At 36.7% G+C, this 22,001-nt stretch carries 10 protein-coding genes; all 10 read right to left on the minus strand.

What is annotated here, in order from left to right:
• Positions 1–11 precede the first annotated feature (11 nt).
• The 10 genes from GR162_RS18150 to GR162_RS18195 all read right to left on the minus strand — a co-directional run bounded on the left by GR162_RS18150 (position 12) and on the right by GR162_RS18195 (position 21,782).
• Positions 12–1,349: a glycoside hydrolase family 43 protein gene (locus tag GR162_RS18150; RefSeq protein ID WP_160783272.1), complete on the minus strand. Its 1,338-nt coding sequence runs from the start codon at positions 1,347–1,349 to the stop codon at positions 12–14.
• Positions 1,350–1,504: 155 nt separating this feature from the next.
• The gene (locus tag GR162_RS18155) at positions 1,505–3,082 is read right to left on the minus strand and encodes a glycoside hydrolase 43 family protein (protein ID WP_160783273.1); all 1,578 of its coding nucleotides are present in this window, start codon (positions 3,080–3,082) and stop codon (positions 1,505–1,507) included.
• 244 nt (positions 3,083–3,326) lie between these two features.
• Positions 3,327–5,609 (minus strand): glycoside hydrolase family 127 protein, encoded by a 2,283-nt coding sequence (locus GR162_RS18160; protein WP_160783274.1) that lies wholly within the window; start codon positions 5,607–5,609, stop codon positions 3,327–3,329.
• Positions 5,610–5,627: 18 nt separating this feature from the next.
• Positions 5,628–8,102 carry a glycoside hydrolase N-terminal domain-containing protein gene (locus GR162_RS18165; RefSeq protein ID WP_237421390.1) on the minus strand — a complete coding sequence of 825 codons (2,475 nt, stop codon included), beginning with the start codon at positions 8,100–8,102 and terminating at the stop codon, positions 5,628–5,630.
• A gap of 37 nt (positions 8,103–8,139) precedes the next feature.
• Positions 8,140–10,689 carry a glycosyl hydrolase 115 family protein gene (locus GR162_RS18170; RefSeq protein WP_237421391.1) on the minus strand — a complete coding sequence of 850 codons (2,550 nt, stop codon included), beginning with the start codon at positions 10,687–10,689 and terminating at the stop codon, positions 8,140–8,142.
• Between the two features lie 47 nt (positions 10,690–10,736).
• Positions 10,737–13,454, minus strand: coding sequence for an alpha/beta hydrolase-fold protein (locus tag GR162_RS18175; RefSeq protein WP_160783275.1), 2,718 nt, complete (start codon positions 13,452–13,454; stop codon positions 10,737–10,739).
• A 38-nt stretch (positions 13,455–13,492) separates the two neighbouring features.
• Positions 13,493–14,722 carry an SGNH/GDSL hydrolase family protein gene (locus tag GR162_RS18180; RefSeq protein WP_160783276.1) on the minus strand — a complete coding sequence of 410 codons (1,230 nt, stop codon included), beginning with the start codon at positions 14,720–14,722 and terminating at the stop codon, positions 13,493–13,495.
• Positions 14,723–14,857: 135 nt separating this feature from the next.
• Positions 14,858–16,588, minus strand: coding sequence for a glycoside hydrolase family 43 protein (locus GR162_RS18185; protein WP_160783277.1), 1,731 nt, complete (start codon positions 16,586–16,588; stop codon positions 14,858–14,860).
• Positions 16,589–16,739: 151 nt separating this feature from the next.
• Entirely contained in the window at positions 16,740–18,680 is a 1,941-nt protein-coding gene (locus tag GR162_RS18190) for a RagB/SusD family nutrient uptake outer membrane protein (protein ID WP_160783278.1), read from the minus strand.
• Between the two features lie 12 nt (positions 18,681–18,692).
• Positions 18,693–21,782 carry a TonB-dependent receptor gene (locus GR162_RS18195; RefSeq protein ID WP_160783279.1) on the minus strand — a complete coding sequence of 1,030 codons (3,090 nt, stop codon included), beginning with the start codon at positions 21,780–21,782 and terminating at the stop codon, positions 18,693–18,695.
• Positions 21,783–22,001: the final 219 nt, after the last annotated feature.

Below are 22,001 nucleotides of genomic sequence, written 5' to 3' on the forward strand. Positions count from 1 at the left end.
TAGAAATAAAATTATTTAAAAGTCCACCAGTCCAAATTAAACATGGATTTTTCTTCTCCTTTAAATACGAAAAAGATATTATGAAGACCTTTTACTTTTTTAACCTTACAGGTAAAATCTTTCCAATTATTTAGGCTTCCAGTGCTTTTTATATTGCACACTCCTAAAAGCGCTCCATCTTTATCATCTAGATGTATTTCTATTTTGCCTCCTGAGACAGAAGATGCATTTATCCAGAATTCTTTTGGCGATTTCTTAAAATTAACCGCCTTAACTTCTATGTAATCATTATCGTCTATCTGAGTGATAAAAACTCCTTTTTGATCCTTTTTATCCGACTTAACTCCCTCACTCCAAGCGATCGTTTCGGCTTCAACACGATTAAAAGGATTAATATCTCCTACTGCTGCAGCTCCATCAACGGAGAAATAAGACAGCGTTTTTATCGTTCCATCCGGATTATAAATGATTTCATCCAAGTCTACCGAACGTCTTTCATAAAATGTAGCAGTCTGCCTTTTTATAATATCATAACTATGCCCAAAAACATACGATTTTCCTTTATAATCAATTATTCCTGGGTGATTCCCTCTGGTCTTTTCGCTGGCTTCTATAACCATTCCCTTGTATTCCCAAGGTCCCATTGGCGAATTGCTCATAGCATATCCGATTCCTTCTGGACAGCAGGTAGAAGCATAAGATAGATAATAGTTTCTGCCTTTCTTGTAAACCCACGGTCCCTCTTGATAATTCTTGGGCTTTGTTGGTTCCTTTATTACATCGCCAGAATAAGAGATCATATCCTCGTTTAATTTTACGTAATAAACATCTGGGTTACCCCAATACAAATAAGCCTGACCATCATCATCTATAAAAGGAGACGGATCTATATCATTCCATTTATGATCGGTATCTATAAGACGTTTTCCCAACGGATCTTTAAATGGTCCGTAAGGACTGTCTGACACTAAAACCCCTATTCCATTTCCGTGCATAGGTGCATACAAATAAAATTTGCCATTGCGCTCAATAGTCTGAATAGCCCAAGCCCCATTGTCATGTTTGGCCCAGCTGAAATCTTTCAAAGATGCTACAACACCTTTTTCGGTCCAGTTTACCATATCTGTAGAAGTATACAAAAGCCAATCAACCATTTTAAATCCTTCTGCATCATCTTCATCATGGGAAGTATATAAAAAAACAGTATCCTTATAAACCATTGGAGCTGGATCGGCAGTATATTTTGTCTGAATTATCGGTTTCTGCTTAATATCGCTTTGAGCAATTCCTTGGAAGGAGACCATGATAAACAAACAGAGAATTGCAATTTTATAGGCGTTTTTATTCATAATATTTTAAAATTAGAAAATAGAGTTATTTTGCGTGTTTGAATTTTTCCATTACTTACAACTTATGCTAACTGCTGAAAACAAGCTTATGATAAAACCAATACTTTATTTTCATCGTTTCTATTTTTATTTTGTATTAAAAGCTTTTACTAGGATTAATTGGTTTCCGAAATTTTATCGTCAATACGGAAATAATCAAAATCAGCGAAACCTCCAGCCGTTTTAGTAGCGTAATTAAACAGTCCGAATCGGTAGCCCATAAAATGCGGAATGGTGTATGGCATCTTGATTGATTTTCCTATGGCAGTCCATTTTTTGCCATCTAAACTGTAATAAAATCTTCCCTGATCTGCTTGATTCCTAAAATCGCATTCGGCTTTAAAATATATTTTGTCCTGATGTAATGGTACACTTTGTACTTCTTTCGCATTTCCTTTTTCAGCATCCACCATCACAATTCTTTTTGCTCCTTGATTTACTTTTACTCCCACAAGACCAAAATCTTTTTGCAGTAGCGAAAGACCTGCAAAATCTCCTTCTTTCAGATTAGAAAGCTCCAGCATTGCAGTTCCAGAACATACTGGACCAAAAGTTCTCTGAGTCAAAATGTTTTTTACATGCGTAAAACTGCTGTCTATTCTAGAGGTTTTTAATCTCAAATACCCTTTTCTTTCTTTGACCGACCATGATACATTGTCTGGATTATGATTCCATTGCCAAACCAACGGCAGATCATTTTCTCCATTTCTTCGGTTAAATTCGTCTGAATTTACAATTCCTGGAATTAGGTTTTTATTGGCTGGAAGGTCTAGATATTGAGGCACTTTACCATTTTCTCCCAAGATTGGCCAGCCGTTTTCCCATTTTACAGGAACCAGATACGGAATACGCCCTACACCGCCCGCATCTCTAAACAAATAAGAAAACCATTTGCCATCTGGAGTATCGATAAGTCCGCCTTGCGCAACGCCCAAATCCTGCAGTCCGATCTTCCCTTCCCAAGGACCTGTTATAGCATTTGCTCTGTGTATGATTACGGTACGTATGCCATTTTTTGGCCAGCATATATTAAACAGATAATATTTCCCTTTAATTTTAAAAAGCTGCGATCCTTCTGCAGGAAGCATAATATCGCTTTGTGCAGGCGCATTGGCATTTTCTATTAATACTTTCTTGGTTTCTTCTTTTACTCCTGATAAATCCTCTTTTAATTCGATTATTTGAAGTTTTCCGCCTCCCCAAACGAGGTAGACTTTGCCATTATCATCAAAAAAGAGAGAGTGATCGTGATAAGAATTGTTTAAGACAATCTTTTTCCAAGGGCCTTTTTCAATATCTTTTGTAGAAAAAATATAGGTTTTGCCTGTTGTTCCCGAAAAAGTGCTCACATAATACATTCCGTTATGATAGCGTAGACTGCTCGCCCAAGAACCTCGCCCGTAATCATTTTTTCCATGATCCAGATTCAGTCGGTCATCATTATCTTCTAAAGTTTGGTACGCATAATTGACCAGATGCCAATTGACTAAATCGCTAGATTTCATAATCGGAACTCCAGGGTTCATGTGCATGGTTGTACTGCTCATATAATAAGTGTCCTTAACCCTAATTACAGATAAATCAGGAACATCTGCAAAAATAATGGGATTCTTAGCTTTGTCCTTTTGCGCATGACCTGTCAGGATAGTCAAGCCAATCGCAAGAACCGTATATATAAAATCTTTTGTTTTCATAGTTGTTTTCGTTTTTCTAAAAAATATCAGACGGAAAATATTATGTATTAATTCATCTATTGCATAGTTTTTTTAAACACATAGAAACATAGCTTTTAGGTAATTAATATAGAACTATGTGTTAAAGCTAGCTTTTTCTATACTCTTAAGCAGAAGCAATGAAAATCTATGTTTCTATGTGTTTAAAATAAATTTTGCCGCGTTTCACCCAACTGGTTGAATTTTATTTTAATTCCCACAAATATTAATTCGTGACAATTCTAAGCTGAGCAAACTTTGGACTTACTTTCCCTTCTTTTGCCAAAATTTTAATGTTCAATACTTCGGCATTTTCTATTTTTATTTTGACTGTTTTTTTATCAGAAGCGGCTATTACTGCTGGTTTTTCATTAATCAAAATAGTAGTATTATCGCTGTTGAATTCGTCCAAAACGCTGATCTGCAAAATCTGGCCTTTTTTGTTTTTATTCAGCATTTGATACGAAATATAAGCGCGTGTATTGCGCCAGAACTTCCCATCCTCGTAACCCGAATTGCTTTTTTCTCCCTTATACAAATGATCTACTTCTGGCTGCTGCTCTCCACAATTTATTTTATCTATTGTTTTGGCTTCAAGCGCCATCGCTTCAATTTCCTGCTTCTTCAGCAACTCCTGTTTTTCTTTATATTCTTCTTTGGAATACGTCTGAAAATACATTTGATAACGGGCATCGTGCACTTCAAAAAAGGGCTCCAATTCTAATGAATCTAAGCTATATCTTAAGTTCGCTGTTTCTTTAAGTTTTGATATATAATCTGCCTTATCCCCAACCAAGGCATAGGCTTTATCAAGCGGAATAAATTTTCCTCTTGCAGCGTGTCCCATTCTACTGTCATCTGCAAACAAGCCGTCTAATCCTTCTGTCGAAGTTTTGGCCGCCAGCACAATTGGCCCTTTGACAAATGCACTCCAATTGGAACCGTCTGGCAGATTTTCTAAATGTAGCGTTGTTTGAAATCTCACTGCTATTTTATCTCCTGATTTCCATTTTCTTGAAATCGCAACATATTCAGAAGATTTAGAGATTATTTTTTGTTCTTTTCCGTTAATGAATATTGCAAAACTTTCGGCCCATTTTGGGTAACGGATATTCAAAGCGAAGGTTTTTGCTTTTTTAAGTTTTAAAACTAATTCTGTCTGATTTTCATAAGGGAATTTTGTGGTTTGCTCGAGTTCTATTTCTTTTTCTTTCCATTTTAAAATTGAAGGAATAAAAAGATTTACAAAAAGATCATTTTGTGTATGGCTGTAAATTAATTCTCCATATTTCGTATGATTTTCAAGTCCTGTTCCTACACAGCACCACATGCTTGTCTGAGGCTGAGAATACACGCGGTAATGATTTGGGCGAATAGGCGTAAAATACACAAAACCTCCTTTTTCTGGATGTTGGCTCGAAAGGATATGATTGTAAAGTGTTTTTTCGTAAAAATCCAGATAATGCACATCATTTTTATCGAGAAACAAAGCTTTAGCAAGACGTTCCATATTGTACGAATTGCAGGTTTCTGGCCCTTCATTCGATTTTACCATACCGCTGAAATCGTTAACAGGATTAAAATGTTCTGCAACACTGTTTCCTCCAAAGGCAACTGTTCGTTTTTGGGTCACATTATCCCAAAAATATTGCACACCATCTGACCATTCTTTATTATCAGAAAGAGCTGCAATCTTTTCAAAACCAACCACTTTTGGTATTTGAGTATTAGCGTGAAGTCCTGTGAGTTTGTCTTCTTTTTGCAGTAACGGATTTAATAAAGCTTTATGCGATAATTTTTCGGCGGTTTCAAGGTGTTTTTTGTCTTTTGTAATGATATACAAATCGGCAAAAGATTCATTTATTCCTCCATGCTCTGTTGCCAAAACTTTCTGGATCTGTTCATCAGAAAGCGGACGGATTAATTCTATAAACCAGTCTCCAAGTTTTATTACTATATTTTTTGCTTGCTCACCTCCGGTGTATTGATAAGCATCAATTAAACCAGCAAAAAGTTTGTGAATGTTATAAATAGGAACCCAAGTATTGTTGAGTCCAAAACTGCTTCCATCAATATCTCCTTTATGGATTCGATCCCAAAAAACTTTGCCTTGCGGAATACCCCCAACATAACCGTTCCCGTTTTTAGCCTGACAGCGCGCCAATTCTGAAAGCATATAGTCTAATCTATCTTTAAGCTCTTTGTTTCCAGTAGATGCATACATCAAAGCTAAAGCTGAAAGGTAATGTCCGCCAATATGTCCATCCAATCCTATACTTTCCCAATTGCCATAACGATCTGCCTTTGGCGGAAGCCCAGATTCTAATAAATAAGGCGCTAGAAGTTTGTCAGGATCTAAAGCTAAAATATACTTTAGATCTACATTTTGAGCATTTTTAAATGGCCCTTCTTTTAGTTTTACTTCGCTTAAATCAAATAACTTCATTTGAGCCGATACATTGGCTCCCATCAATAAGGCGAATAGGTAAAATAAAATGTTGTTTTTCATTATAGATTGAATTTGAATTTATTGAAAGTAAAAAGTATAAGTTTTCCCTTTTTCTGTCATGATATCATACAAATAAGATGCTTTAATATTCAGCAATTGAATGTTTGAATCTTTAGAAATAATTGGTTTTTCGGTTTCCTCTACCTCATAAAATAGATTTGGGTTTACACCTGATGCTACTTTCAAATTTTTATTCTTTTTTAGAATAAGCTCATTAGGAGTTCTTAATCTTAGATTGCCGCCAAGATTAGAATAAATGTTTAAAGCGATTACTTTTCCATTTTTCCACTTTAAATCTTTTATTTCAAAACCTCCTCTTGCTTTTAAACCGCTTATTGATCCGTATTCTTTTAAAGCATCAGGTAAAGCAGGAAGCAGATGAATTGCTCCATCTGAACTTTGCATAAGCATCTCGGTAATACCGGAAGTACAGCCAAAATTACCATCGATCTGAAATGGCGGATGCGCATCAAAAAGATTATTATAAGTTCCTCCGCCTTCGTGATTTACGCCAAGCGGTGTCAACTGATTTTGAATTAAGCTGTAGGCATGATTTCCATCCTGCATTTTTGCCCACCAGTTTACTTTCCAGCCCATGCTCCATCCTGTAGACACATCGCCTCTTTGCTGCAGTGTATTTTTTGCAGCTGCAAAAAGCTCTGGAGTTCTGTAAGCCGAAATCTGATTGGACGGATACAAACCATATAAATGTGAAATATGGCGGTGATTATCTTTCGGATCATCCACATCATCAAGCCATTCCTGCAGCTGATTGTATTTTCCTATCTGCATCGGAGGCAGTTTTTTCCTCAATATTCTAAGACTATCTGCAAATTCTTTGTCTTTCTGTAAAACTTCAGAAGCTTTTATCAGCGTACTAAAAACATCAAATACAATTTGATTGTCCATAGTAGAACCTGCTGTCATTGCCGAATTTTGATGTGCCTTTGGAGTGTTTTCAGGTGAATTTCCAGGTGCTACGACCAGCCATCCGTTTGCAGGGTCTTCAACAAGAAAGTCAGCATAAAAAAGAGCTGCTCCTTTTAATATTTTGTAAGCCGATTTTAAATATGCTGTATCTCCGGTATATAAATAATGTTCCCAAACGTGCTGGCTCAGCCATCCTCCGCCTGCATTCCACACTCCCCACGTGGCGCCATCAACTGCGCCATTAACTCTCCAGATATCGGTATTATGATGCGCCATCCAGCCTCTCGCTCCATACATTACTTTTGCTGTTTCCTGTCCTGTCTCCGAAAGCTCTTGAATCATTTTCAGCAAAGGTTCATGCATTTCAGAAAGGTTTGTTTTTTCGGCTGGCCAGTAATTCATTTCTGTATTAATATTGATGGTGTATTTGCTATCCCACGCTGGTGCCATGCTGCGATTCCAGATTCCCTGCAGATTTGCGGGCTGTCCGCCAGGCTGAGAAGATGAAATTAATAGATACCTTCCGTACTGATAATACAAGGTTACAAAAGACGGATCCTGTACGTTTCTAAAATTGGACAGTCTTTCATCTGTAGGCAATTTAGCTTGTTCGGTACTTCCTAAATCCAGTTTAACTCTTTTGAAATATTTTTGATAAGCTGCTATATGAGCCGTTTTCATCTTATCATAATTTTTGACAAATACTTTATCTAGATAAGATTTAGCCAATTTATTTTCATCGGCGTTTACATCATTATAATTTACAAAGTTTGAAGCTATAGAAACCATAATAACTACAGAATCAGCTTTATCGACTTTTAACGCATTATCAGCAGTATTTATACTTCCGCCCTCAATTTTCAATTTTGCCAATGCATTAAACTGAACTTTTCCTTCTACACCTTCATGATCACTAGTGTTTCCCCAAAGTGAAATTTCATTATTGTTGTTAAGCGTAATTTTCTGTTTTTTATGTTGCGATGTAAAATCGGCTGTAAATGACAATTGTCCAGGTTTATCGGCAGAAAGCTTTATAACCAAAACTCTGTCTGCAAAAGAGATAAAAGCTTCTCTCGTAAAAGTTACTCCATTTATTTTATACCTTGTTTTTGCAACCGCAGTCTCAATATCCAGTTCACGGTAATAATCAGAATACTTTTCATCTGAGAAATTCAGCTCCAGATTCCCCACAGGCTGAAACATCTGCCCATGAGATTTTTTGGTAATGATAGCCTCATTGATCAGTTTTTCAGCTTTTTGGTATTCGCCTTGAAAAAGAAATTGTCTTATCTGCTCAAGAGCTTCTTTCGCTTTCGGATTGTCATTTCGGTTAGGACTTCCGCTCCAGACTGTGCTTTCATTCAGCTGAAAAATTTCTTTTCCGACATTTCCATAAACCATGGCACCCTGAAAGCCATTTCCTATTGGCAAGGCATTTTCCCAAACACCCCCGGAAGGAGTTTTATACCAAAGCTTTAGATCTGATTTCTCTTGAGCGAATATAGATATCGAGAAGAAAAACAGAAGATTAAACAAATGCTTTTTCATATTTTTTTTAGCCATTTTAATATTCTTTTATCTGACAAAAGACTTTCAAAACTTATTCAACTGCCCTTTCGCTTTCAGGAGCTCCTAAATAAGAAGGTTTTAAACCTCCTGTATCGATTAGTATTTTTTGAAGCACAATTCCTGGGTCTAAAACTCTAAAACGAAGTGTATGCTTCCCTGACTTCAGAATAGTGTGTTTAGTTTCAGAATGAATCATATGCTCTGCCTGCCATTTTCCTAATTCTCCTTTATAATGTCCATTGAAATTTACAAGCTGCGGTTTCTCTCCGTCAAAAGATATTTCATATCGAAGCCCTTTATTGCTGTTAAAATTCAGTGTTGGCGCCAATAAAAGTTCTACTTTAAATTCTCCCGTTGAAGTAAAATGGACTGCATATTCTACAAAGACATGATCTTCTGCTGTTGGGTAAATATTTTGCGGAAATGTCGTTATGCCACTCAGTGTTTTTCCAAAATCTGGAATTACTTCCCAATGTACTTTTTTCGAATTATTCATTTTAGAAAAATGGGCTGCATGAATCGATACATAACCATCTTTCTCTATAAAAACTTTCGGAACAACAATTTCGCTATCCGAAAGATATTTTACCTCTGGAAGAATATTTTTAGGACCATCGTGCCAAGCTTTATAACCTATGCGCATTTGATCCATCATATGAGGCCATTTTCCTCCTGCGATTTCATTATTATATTTGTTTTGAAGAACAGAATCGCGTTCAAATTTTACTTTAACCTCATCTGCATAATAATTGGCTAGACTATTTTTTTCTGTTGCGAGTTTTTTATTTTTTGCCTGTGCAAAATACATTTCATAAAGATTGCAGCAAGCGTCTATTGGATATAAAATCAGCTGAAAGTAAGCGTCTTTAGATTCATTAGGAAGTTCGTTGTAAATTCTATAAGCATCCAATGCCAAGTTTTTATAATCATTAACGACATTTTCAAATTCGTTATAATTTTCTAAAGAATAGGTTTTGCTGTCCAACATTTCTGGAGTAACACGACGATTAAATTTCGGATAGGTATTTAATAATCGAGCAATTTCTTTAGAATATTTGCTTCCAAACTGTTCTGCTGCCCAACTTTCTGTGTATCGGAAAAGATTCTGAGAGTTGAAGCTTGTAGGATTCCAAGCCATATCTAAAAAGAAGTTTATTGGAAATTCCATTGGTTTTAAATCGCCAACATTCACAATCCAGACTTTATCGACTCCATTTTCGTAGCTCAGATTCATCTGTTCCCAAACCCTTTGTATCGGGCTTATGTTTATCCATTTTGAATTTCTTGGACCTCCAACATAGTCAAAATGATAATACATTCCGTAACCTCCTTTATGCAAGGGTTTAGAAAGATCTGGAAGTTTGCGGACATTTCCCCAATTGTCATCGCAAAATAAAAGAATGACATCATCAGGAACTCGCATTCCCTGATCGTAATAATCTTGAACCTCTTTGTACAAAGCCCAAACCTGAGGTGTTTTATTGGCGCTTTGCCCTGTTTCTTTCTCAATAATTTTGCGCTGTTCTTTTACAATATTTTCCAGCAGACTTATATTGGTGCCTTCGCTCATTGCCTCGTCTCCATCGCCACGCATCCCAATAGTTACCAGTTTTTCCCAATTTTTGCTTCGCTGAATCCCCGTTTTCCAGAATTCGTCTAAAACAGTTTTGTTTTTGGAATAGTCCCAAACATTCGGCAAATTATTTTTTTTAATATAACGTCGCCAGTCGGTTTGTGCCAAAGCCATTGGTTCATGGTGAGAAGTTCCCATTACAATCCCCATCTCATTTGCTAGAGGCCCGCTCGCCACATCATCGTCATAAAATGCATTTCCCCACATCGCAGGCCACATATAATTGCCCTTTAGCCTAAGTACTAATTCAAAAACTTTTTCATAAAACTTGCTATTAAAACCGCCAAAAGTAGCTTTTGCCCAGCCACTCAATGCTGGTGCTTCATCATTAAGGAAAATGCCTCGGTACTTTACAGCTGGTTCTCCATCTGTGTACATCCCTTTAATGAAATAAATGTTTTCTTTCTGTTTTACAGGCACATCAGCCCAGTAATACCAAGGAGAAACGCCAATCTGTTTCGATAATTCATAAATTCCGTAAATCGTACCGCGTTTGTCGCTTCCTGCAATTACGAGCGCTTCGTCTACACCTTTAAAAGGACTTCTAACGTGTTGTATGATGAATTTTTCATTCTTCCCTTTGAGTTCTTTTCCTTCGATTTTTTTCTGTTTAATTAAATCATCAATAACAGAATTAGATCCGATCGTTCCAATGATAATGAGCGGTGATGATGCATTAGGATTTTGGTTTAAAATAAGCGGACGCTGGCCTGTAACTTTTTCAAAATCGGACTGTAGATTATGTACAGCTCGCAAAATGCCTGCATCTAAATTTGAATTTATCCAAAAAGAAAGTGACAGCGATTTTTCTTTCAGCACCATAACATTCTGGCTTTTATCTTCTGTTATAAAAGGCTGAGAAGCTTTTGATAGCGTACTTGCTAAAACAAAAATCAAGGCGTATATAAATTTCAAATAGTTTTTCATCAGGTATTTTTTATCATTCATTTCAGATTCAGCTTATTTTAGATCAAAATCTTTGATTCTGCTTTGTGTTATTTGAATAATAACTGTGAATACAGGAACAAATCGTGTCTCCATACTGGCCAAGTGTGTCCGCCTGGATATTCGCTGTATTTATATTTTATGCCGAATTGATCAAATTTCTGCATCATGATTTTACAATTCTCGTAAGCTATGTCTTCTTTTCCTCCCATCGAAATCCAGAAATCTTTTAAGTTAGCATTAATTGACTGCGCATTGTTTTTCATAAACTCATATTGAGGATCTGATAATTTCGGATTGTTTGCCCACCAGCCTGAACTGAAAACGCCCAGACTTGAAAACATATTAGAGTTTTTAATTCCAGCGTAAAGTGTCTGCAATCCACCCATTGATAAACCGGCTAAAGCTCTACTTTTGCTGTCTGTCGCAACTTTAAAATTGCTTTCTACAAAAGGTATGGCTCCATTTTTCAGTTCGTTTTCAAATGCTTTTAATGTTTCTTCTCCAAAACCTGCTGTTCCTCCTGTATTGCCCATATTGCCATCAAGCATTACAATAAGCATTTTCTTTGCTTTATTTTCTGCAATTAAATTATCCAAAATCAAATTTGCTTTTCCTTGAGTGCTCCATCCTCTTTGGTCTTCACCACCTCCGTGTAAAAGATACAGCACAGGAAATTTTTCTGAAGAGGTTTCGTATCCTGGTGGCGTATACACATACATTTCACGCCAAGAATTAGTTCCTTTTGAAAAGTATTTCATTATTCTTACCTCACCATGCGGAACAGTTTTCAATTCATAAAAATCACTATCTTTTTTCGGGATTTCTATTCCACTGGCCATGCGCCCCATTCCATAAAAAGTTTCACTTGACGGATCTGCAACTGCCACACCATCAATCAAAAGCGAGTAATAATTAAATCCTCCGTTTATAGGGTCAGTTGTAACATTCCAGACTCCCTGACCATCTTTCTGCATGTCGTACTTTTTCCCAAGGTCTATCTGCACTTTTGATGCGTCAGGTGCATTGACTTTAAAGATTACTCTGTTATCAGGCAGAATCTGAGGATATTTGGCATTACGTATGTTGGTTTGAGCTGTGGCTCCTAAAACCGTATATTTTGCAAAACTTGATTCATCAACTGGTTTGAACAATAACTGCGAAAACATGTACAAGCTGTTTTTCCATACTTTGAAATCGTGAACTCCTGGTTCTAGATAATAGATGTGCGGGACATTGTTTTTGAATAAATAATCGTGTGTTCGTTTACTGTTTTCCAGCAGCCAATCATTATCTCCGCAAGAAATCCACAGCAGTTTCAGTTTCTTTTTGGCTTCTTCAGGATTTGGCACCAATTCTTCTGTTTTCTTGGTATTTGGAGCCGAAGAAAATCCGCCTATCCAAGCAAATTTATCTAGGTTTGTCAAACCGAAATTCAGAGACTGTCCGCCACCCATAGATAATCCTGCAATGGCACGATGCTCTCTGTCTTTGTAAACATTATATTTTTTTTCAATGAAAGGAATCAAATCCTTCAATAAATCTTTTTCAAAATCTGTAAATGCCTGCACTTTGTCTGGCGCCATTATATTTCCGGTAGCGCTGTCATCTTTCATGGCTCTTCCGTTTGGCATTACTACGATCATCGGTTCTACTTTTCCTTCTGCATAAAGATTGTCCAATATAATCTGAGGACTTCCACCATTAAGCCATTCTTTTTCATCTCCGCCAATTCCGTGCAAAAGGTACAAAACTGGATATTTTTTGCTTTTACTAAATCCAGGTGGCGTATAAATAGTGGCTTTTCTGCTTGTTCCAACTGTTTTTGAATCATAACTTACCGTTTCTACTTTTCCTGATGGAACTGATGGGTTTAACTGATCAAAACCGACTGGTGCTTGAACTATAAAAGGCTCATTTGGGCTATCTGATTTATAGCCTAATAATGAAAGCATTTTTTCTGCATAACGTTTTCCTAAATCTCTATATCCTGCCGAACTAAAGTGAAGGAAATCTGGAGCTACTGCGCAGCTTTTTGATGAAATTATATAAGAGGTTGGAATGGTTTGAGGAAGTGTTGCAATGATTTTATTCATGCTGGCGCATTTTCCTTTTTGTTCTTCATGAACGGTTTCACCTGAAAGCAACGGCACTTTTTTAGGATCAAGGTTTAGATCTTTCATCAGATTATCATATACTATTTTAACCTTTTTCGGCCATAGAGTATCGCCCGTGTTAGATTCTCCCTGATGCAGTAAAATACCTTTTATAACTCCTTTCTTTTGTGCAATTTTTGCCATTTCAACCAATCTTGCATACGGGCTGCCATTGTATTCCTTAAGCATGCCTAGCATCCATTCTGGTGCTGTTTTTACGTAATTTTCGACATTATTTTTATCAAAAAGCTCAATTTTACATCCTCCCACAGCAACATTTACCACTCCCACTTTTACATTTTTAGGAAGATTAGCTACCATAGTTCTTCCAAAATAATCTGTCAATGTTAATCCTGTTTTACATCTGCATAATGGCGGAATTGCAGTATACCATTTTCCCATTTCGCGATTCAAATCTGGGCAATTTACAGCCTCCAGAACCTGAAAACGAGGATCTACATTTATTTTGTCTTCAGCTTCTATCGGAGCAGCGCCTTCCATATTCGACTGTCCAAAACTTAAATAAACATGAAAATTTGGATCTTGAGAATATCCATTCAGTCCCTTTAAAAAAAGAACTGCTATTGCGAAAAATCTAATTATTGATTTCATGATATCTTGTTAAAGTTGTTTTAATACTAAATGGGATTTCACTTAAATAAATTTAAATCTATGACTTCGCCCATTCTTTGATAACCTAATTCATTAGGATGTAAAAAATCCCCATCATGCATATTTGATAATATGGTTTTAGAATCGGTTTCCGAAGCCATTTCTTTATCAAAATCTATTACCGCATCAAAATGGTTATTTCGAATCCAAGCATTCACTAGATCTCTTGCTTCTTGTTTGAAAGGCGCGTCATAAAATGATTTTTGAAAAGGCAAAATCGTACAGCCATAGACTTTTATGCCTCTGGCGTGTGCTTTTTCTATCATAATTTTATAAGCATCTATAATTTCTTGGGCTTTTAAAGGAGCATCTTCCGCACGTTTAATTCCGCCTATATCATTTATTCCTTCTAATATTACAAGCCATTTTATACCTGACTGCGAAAGCACATCACGGTCAAAACGTTCTAAAGCCGTTGGGCCAAGTCCGCCTTTTACAACGCAATTTCCTCCTATTCCTAAATTCAAAACTCCAATATCTTGAGTTGCTTTATCGGCTGCGAGTCTAGCTGCTAGAATATCGGTCCAGCGATTTTGTTTGTTTGTTCCAGAACCTCGCCCATCTGTTATGGAGTTTCCCAGACAAACAATATTAGATGCCTTTTTTGATGACACAACATCAAGTCCGATAATAGAATACCAATGATCTGTTTTTATGGCGTCCGAGAAAACATCATTGTTGAGATTGTCTCCCGCTAAAATATAAGAGGTCGTTCTCGATCCTGGGTGTCCAGTTGTTTTTTGTGATGCAGCTCCATAATAAATGGTTATGGCAAGAAGCTGGCCTGGCTTTAATTTAAAATTCAGTTTATCTGAAAATATTTCCTGATTTGGATTTAATGTTACTTCTTGATTTCCATTAAAGCTGAGATTTTTTTGTGTGCTTTTATCAATCGCAGGAGCCTCAAGCACATTGGCTATACTGACTTTTTTTAGAACTGTAGGCTGATCGCTGAATAGATTTGAAAAACGCAGACGAATATGCTCTCCTCCAATCGAAACTTTTATAATCTGACGAAGTGTATTTTCGGCCAAACCTGGTGCTGGAGGCATATTGTTTGGTTCTACAAGCATTGGTGCACAAGCCCACGATCCGACCCAATTGTCAGCTGCCTTTTGAGAAGATTTTGCTAATTGCTGATTGGCCGTACATCCTATTAAAATGAAAAGCTGTAAAAGCAATATATATTTTAAATATCTTTTTATCATTTCTATTAAAATTTAAAACCTCTTTTTTATCCAAAAAGCATACTTAAATACTGCTTTGATGAATTGCTATCTGAAAAAGGAACTCCCATTAATTCTGCAAACTGAAATAATGGGAGTTTGAGTTTTTTTTGAATTTTATTTCGGATGTGAGTTATTTGATGAAGTGGCATATAACCCCACCAAAGCTCCTGTAAATCCGCCAGCGACATTTGTTGAAAGAATATCTCCTGAAACTGGATTCCCAAGATTTTCAAAATCGGCACCGTTTAAAGCATAACTAAATTGATAATTGTCGCCTGTTGCTTTAACTTGCAAGCGTATTGCTCCTTTCACCTCTATTTTTGCACTTGATATAATTTCTGATTGTCCTTTTTCCGTTCTTTCCAATAGTATATAAGTCTCTTTTCCTTTCTTAGTAACACCAAAAACATAATTGTAGCTTTCGTTCTGCAGACATACAATTCCTGCCAGATCTTTTTCTGACTCTGGCTTATATTCTAAAGTTGTTGTAAAAGAAAAAGTATTATGCTGCTGTCTGTAAAATAAAGTAGAAGTTGGTTTTAGTTCCTTGATGTTTACAGCAAATGGCGTAATCTGCAAACCTTTTTTAACAATAGAAATAAAGTGTTCTCTTGGTCCGCGTAATCCAATCCATCTATAATCTAACTTCTGTGATGTAAAATTTTCTGTAAATGTAAAGTTGCCATTAGGGAAAAAACCATCTTTACCTGTTTTATTTACCACACCGTTTGGCATTTTTAATTTTGGCCCCATTGGAACTAAACCGTTCTCAAAAACAGGAAAGGTACCTGACCAGTCTACTGGCAGCATAAAAGTTTCACGTCCAGCATTTACTCTATCTTTTTCGTTTGGACGAATTCCTAAAAATACACCATAATATTTATTGTCTGGACCAAGGACTAAATCTGCATGTCCTGCCCAATCTACTTTGTTGGGTCTGTTTTGAGGGAAATATCTCTGTGTTAGAATTGGGTTATTAGATGCTGGTTTAAAAGGTCCTTTTGGACTATCGCTAATAAAAACAACTTCGCTATGATTTCCTCCGGTACCTCCTTCAGCACACATTAAATAGTAATGATTGTCTTTTTTATACAAATGAGGAGCTTCAATCCAAATTGGTTTTTTCGAAAGGTCAACTCCGCCATCCACAATAATTTTGTCTGTTCCTGGAATTACCTGATCTTTCTCTAAATCATATTCCCAGACCTTAATTACGCGATGTCCGTTGTACAATTCTTTTCCTTTATCAGGAGCATCATTGTGCACGACATACCCTTTTCCGTTGTCATCAAAGAAAATAGACGGATCTATTCCGTTAAAAGCTAATTTAATTGGACTTCCCCATCCTTTTTTTGGATCTTTAGTTTTTACAATGATATTTCCTAAACCGCCTGTAAAAGCAGTAACAATCATATAAAAAGTGTCATTGTGAGGATTGTACGTAATTCCTGGTGCATAAACTCCAGCACTAATTCCTGTATCATGAGGGTTAAATTCTGAAACGTTATTCAATACCCCTCCTAAATCGGTCCAGTTTACTAAATCTTTAGAGTGAAAAATGGGCACTCCTGGAAACATGGCAAATGAAGAACATACCATATAGAAATCATCTCCTTTTCTCGTAATGGCAGGATCAGGATAACATCCCTGAAGAATCGGAGAATAAAATTCATCTTCTTTTAACGGATTGCTTTTGTAAATCTGGTCGTCTCCTACGTAAGTTGCGTTTGAAAAGATGGGATCTTTACTGCTCTTCTTTTTTTGGATAGTGCTTTCCTGAGCCTGTGTAAGGATAGAGCAAAACAGAACAGCAACTGATATAAGAATCTTTTTTTTATTCCTCATTTTATATTGTTTGTTAAAGTACATTTCGAAAAATATTAAAAAGCCGAGATGGTTACTCCCGGCTTGTTTAAAACTAAATTAATAAACCCTAATAAGATAATCCATAAAATTGATCTTATTTGCTTAGAAATAGTTTTTAGAAAAATAAAACTTAATATCCCGGATTTTGGTACGCTGCTTTTTCATCAGCAGACATTTCCATTCCATCGATTTGTCCTTGCGGAATTGGCCTTAAGTAATGATGCGGATCAATTGTTCGGGTTACCACTTCTGGCGTATGCTGTCCGTAGTTAGATCCTCCTATAGAATATTTCCCAGCAATTTCATTCCATTTTTGTGTTCTTACTAAGTCATACCAACGGTATCCTTCACCAAAAAACTCACGTGAACGCTCAGCAAGAATGTAGTTAATATCAATTACAGCTGGGGTTGCATTGGTCATGGCTGCGCTATTATCCTGAATTTTAGCCGTATTTCCATTATTGTCCCATTTCCATTTTCCTGCTCTAGCTCTAAGTACATTTACAAGAGATCTGGCACTCCAAGATCCTGTAGCTCCTTTAACAGCCGCTTCGGCTGCAACTAAATATAATTCAGAGAATTTTGCGACTGGGAATGGTCTTGTACTTCCTGCATTAGGCTGTCCTAATCCTCCAGCGTTATCTGTTCTGTAAGGTCCAAGCTTCCAGAAACCTGGGTATACAATTCTGCTAATGCCTTTTGGAGAAATCACATAATCTGCTCTTCCTGGCAATACCCCGGCACCTACTCCGCTGTCGCCTTGCCCAGAAGGATAAGTGATTGCAGTTGCAGGCTCATCATTAAGGAAGCTTAAAACAGCGTCTCCTGGTTTAATTGTCAAACCATTAGCATTCGTTAGAGTTGCTACACCTGTAAGTCCCGTTCCTGTAAGATTCCAGTTGCCTCTATAAACAGTCGCAAATGTTCCATCATATCTAGAATCGTTGGTTTTATCAGCAAATGTGTTAGTAAAAACTTCTATTGGCGGCGCCATTCTTGTCCACGGACGTCCTAGGAATTGGTTGGCTTCTCTCTGCACTGAAGAAACCGCTGCCGTTCCGTTTTTACTTCTGATGGCAGTATAGTTCCAAGTCACCATCCAACCCGAAAAGTTGTCTGGAGCACCACCACTACCGTACGTCAGACTTGCACCATTGTAATATTCGCTTTCTTGCGTATGATCTGCATAAAGCATTACTTCTTTATTTCTGTCATTTGCTCCCGCATTAACATCATAATAAGAATCAAGCAGTCCATAAGACCCTGGATTATTTATTCCTTCTACAGCCAAATCATAAGCCTTCTGAAAATACCACTGTGCATTATGTCCATCAGGATCTGTTCTTGGGGCATCTGGATAAGTTGGAATATTATTTGGGTTTTCCAACCACCAAGCATACGTAAGATATGCCTTTGCTAGAAATAATCGTGCTACTGTTTTGGTTACCGTACCAGTCAATCTCGGCGCATCAGGAAGATCTTGGACAGCTGTAAGCAAATCTGGGAAAATAGCTTTCGTATATACTTCAGGAACTGTATTACGTTTAGAATATCTTGAAGGTTTGCTGTTAAACTTTAATTCTCCAGCTCCTAAATCTAACGGTACACCTCCAAAAGTCTGCACAAGAAGGAAATAATCAAATCCTCTGAAAAATTTCGATTCTGCAATTAAACTGTTGGCAACTCCTACAGCCGCACCATTCTCGATAATACCGCTTGCGGTATTGATATCATAATAAGAGTTATTCCACAAAACATCTGAACGGCTTGAAGTCGGATTAATGATACCCACACCAGATAAATCGTGATCTTTAAAATTTCCGTCTGCACTCTGTGCATATGTTGCCTCATCTGTTCCTGTCTGGCATGCATTATAAAAATATGCCTGTCCGTAAATCCAGCGCAAGTGTGCATAATGAGACGTTAATCCCTGTTTAACCCCCTGTTCTGTTTTAAAGTAGCCAGGTTCATAAAAATCATGAGGTTTTTCCTCTAATATATCAGAGCAGCCGGCTAATGAAAGTAAAACCGTTGATCCTATAATCAAATTTTTAAAAATATATCGTTTCATGTCTGTATCTGATTAAAATGTTAAATTAAGTCCAAATAAATAATTTCTGGTTGCAGGAGTATTTGTACCTATAACAGAAAATCTTCTCTGATAAGAGGCAACAGCCTGATTTTCGTCACCAAATGAATTCGTTTCAGGATCCATTCCAGATTTATCATGATATGGAGAAAATAGAACAAACGGATTCTGCACTGTGAAATAAAGTCTTAATTTGTCAATTCCTACATTTTTTGTAAAATTTGGATCAAGAGTATATCCAAGAGTCATTGCTCTAATTTTTACATAAGAAGCATCAAAATACCCCATAGTCGACATATATTTAGGGTTATCCCCGCTTCTGATACCTCTCGGATTAGGAAACTCTCCATCTCTATTATCTGGAGTCCAGTAGTCAACATCTACGTTGCTTCTACGTCCGTTTAATAAGTTCATATAGCTTGCACCTCCATATAATGTGCTTATTAAAACACCTCCGCTTTTAAATGCTCCTACTGCATTAAAATCAAATCCTTTGTAAGTTACATTGGTATTAAAACCTCCCTGAAAGTCTGGATCTGTTTCTATAATCTGGCGATCGCTTGCATTAATAGCACGGGTTGGCGAACCATCTGGATTATATTCTCCTGTATATTTCACTTTAATAGATCCTACAACTGTTCCTTGCTGGTTAATTCCTGTTGGTCCTGGCTCAAGAATTGACATATATGGATCACCTTCCTGCCAGATTCCAACCTTTTCATAATCATAGATTGAATTAATATTATATCCAACAAACCAATTATTTGCTTCATCACGGCTAGCACCTGATGCTAAAGCAACAAGTTTGTTTTCATTTTTATAGAAGTTAACTCCCACAGACCATGTCACACCTTTAGGATTATCAAGAATAACTCCGTTCAATGAGATTTCGTAACCTTTGTTTTGTGTTTCTCCCACATTGGCCACATAACTGCTTACACCAGATGTTGCTGGAAGTCCCACACGCTGCAATAGATTTTTTGTATTGGTTTTATAATATTCAACTGTACCAGATAAACGGTTATTAAAAAATCCGAAATCTAAACCATAGTTCCATGTAGTAGAAAACTCCCATCCCAAATTAGGATTAGGAAGCTCAGTAACATATACTCCAGTTGAATTATTGCTTCCAAAATTGTACGGTCTTGTGCTTAAAGCTCCTAGCGTTGCATAAGGAGATACTGCCTGATTTGAAGTTTCTCCATACCCCGCTCTTAATTTCAATAAATTAATGTATTTAATATCTCTCATGAATGACTCATTTGAAAGTGTCCAACCAGCAGATACAGCAGGATAAGTTACCCATTTGTTGCCAGGAGATAATCTTGATGAACCGTCAGAACGAACTGTTCCAGATATAAAGTAACGGTTATCATAAGAATACATTAACCTAGCCATATAAGATGTCAATCCCCATTGCGTATAATCTTGATCTGCCGGATTAATCACTGCTTCTTCCTCACTTTGCCCTAAATTATAAAATTGGAAAGCGTCAGAAGTAATTCCGTTTCGAGTCACTCTCGAACTTTGTCCTGTGTATTGTTCATTGGAGTACAATCCGACAAAATTTATTGTATGTTTTTGTGCAAATGTTTTATCATAAGTCAATAAATTTTCCAACAGCCATTGTGTAGACCAACCATTTGTGATTGCCGCATTAGAAAGTGTTGTCGGGTTTACGTCAAAAACTCCCTGACCTTCATAATATCCAGCATTTGATGTGCGTAAATTTAAACCTGTATTAAGTCTGTATTTTAATCCCTCAACACCTGGGATTTTAATTTCTGCAAAAATGTTATTGTAAGAACTGAAAGCTCTATTTAAATTCACATAAGCATCTCCCAAATTTTCAATAGACTTTCTAGTGTAAACCCACTGGTCATCTGCCGCCATGCTAACTGTTCTTTTCAAAGAACCATCTGCATTGTACGGATTAGCAAGCGGTGAAGTCTGCAAAATAGTTCCTGTTCCGATATTATCGCCATTTGTAATGCTGTAGTTGCTATTCGTATTGAATCCAATGCGAATAGATCTATTAATCTGCTGGTCTAAACCCGCTCTAAGGCTAAAACGCTCATAGCTTTGGCCAGGAAGAACTGATTCTTCTTTATAATATCCTAAGCCTGCATTGTAAGCACCTGTTTCGCTTCCTCCTGAAACGCTAACATCATGGCTAATCATTTCGCCAGAACCGTATAGTGAATCCTGCCAATCTGTATTTACATTTCTTTTCTCGTCAACGCCATCTGCATATAACCCTGAATAATCACGAAGAGCAGCAAATTTAGATGCGTCCATCATAGGATATTTTGAGAAAACCTGTTTAATCCCGCTAAAACCATTGTAGGTAAAAGTAGCTTTTTGATTTTTCTTTCCTTTTAAAGTAGTCACTAAGATTACACCATTTGCTCCACGAGAACCATAAATAGCTGTAGCAGAAGCATCTTTCAGGATATCCACAGACTTGATATCTGCAGGATTAATATCTCCTATAGAACCTGCGAATGGAACTCCATCCAATACCACCAAAGGATCGTTACTTCCTGTCAACGATCTAGTCCCTCGAATCCTGATCTGCATTGCAGCACCTGGTTTAGAAGAAGTTTGCGTCATCTCAACACCTGGAAGCCTTCCTTGAAGCGCTTGAGTAATATTAGCTGCTGGTACCTCGTTCAATTCCTTGCCGCCAAGAGAAGCAACAGATCCTGTAACCGCTTCTTTAATTTGTGTACCGTATCCGATTACCACAACTTCCTTTAAGTTATTGGCATCTTCTTCAAGTGTTACATTAATATTTTTCTGTCCGTTTACAGCAACTTCTTTGCTTTTTAATCCGATGAAACTAAAAATAAGTACTCCGTTTGCCGGCACATTTATAGAATAAGTACCATCAAAACTAGTGCTCACACCGTTTTTGGCTCCTTTTAAATTAACATTAGCCCCTGGAATAGGACCGCTTGCATCAGTTACCGTTCCTGTAACTGTTGTCTGCGCTTTAGATTGAAATGAAAACGCAAACATCAGCATAAAAAAACATAAACATTTTAAATGTCTCTGTTTACTTGCAGTAAAGTGGTTAGTCATAAAAATTGATTTAATTATTAAAATTGGTTTTTGTTAGTTAGCTTTTTTACACTTTAAAAGTGAAAATCTAATATCAACTTAATAAGTGTATTTATTACAAATATAGAAAAATATCTATCAAACACAATCGGTTGTGTAATTTTTTATTGAGAAGTACAAAAAAAATACAGCTTAAAAAAATAATTCCTTCATAATTAAGCTTAAAAAAATAAGAATATT

Origin of the sequence: Flavobacterium sp. HBTb2-11-1, assembly GCF_009826975.1 — a bacterium.
In the GTDB taxonomy this organism is placed as follows: domain Bacteria; phylum Bacteroidota; class Bacteroidia; order Flavobacteriales; family Flavobacteriaceae; genus Flavobacterium.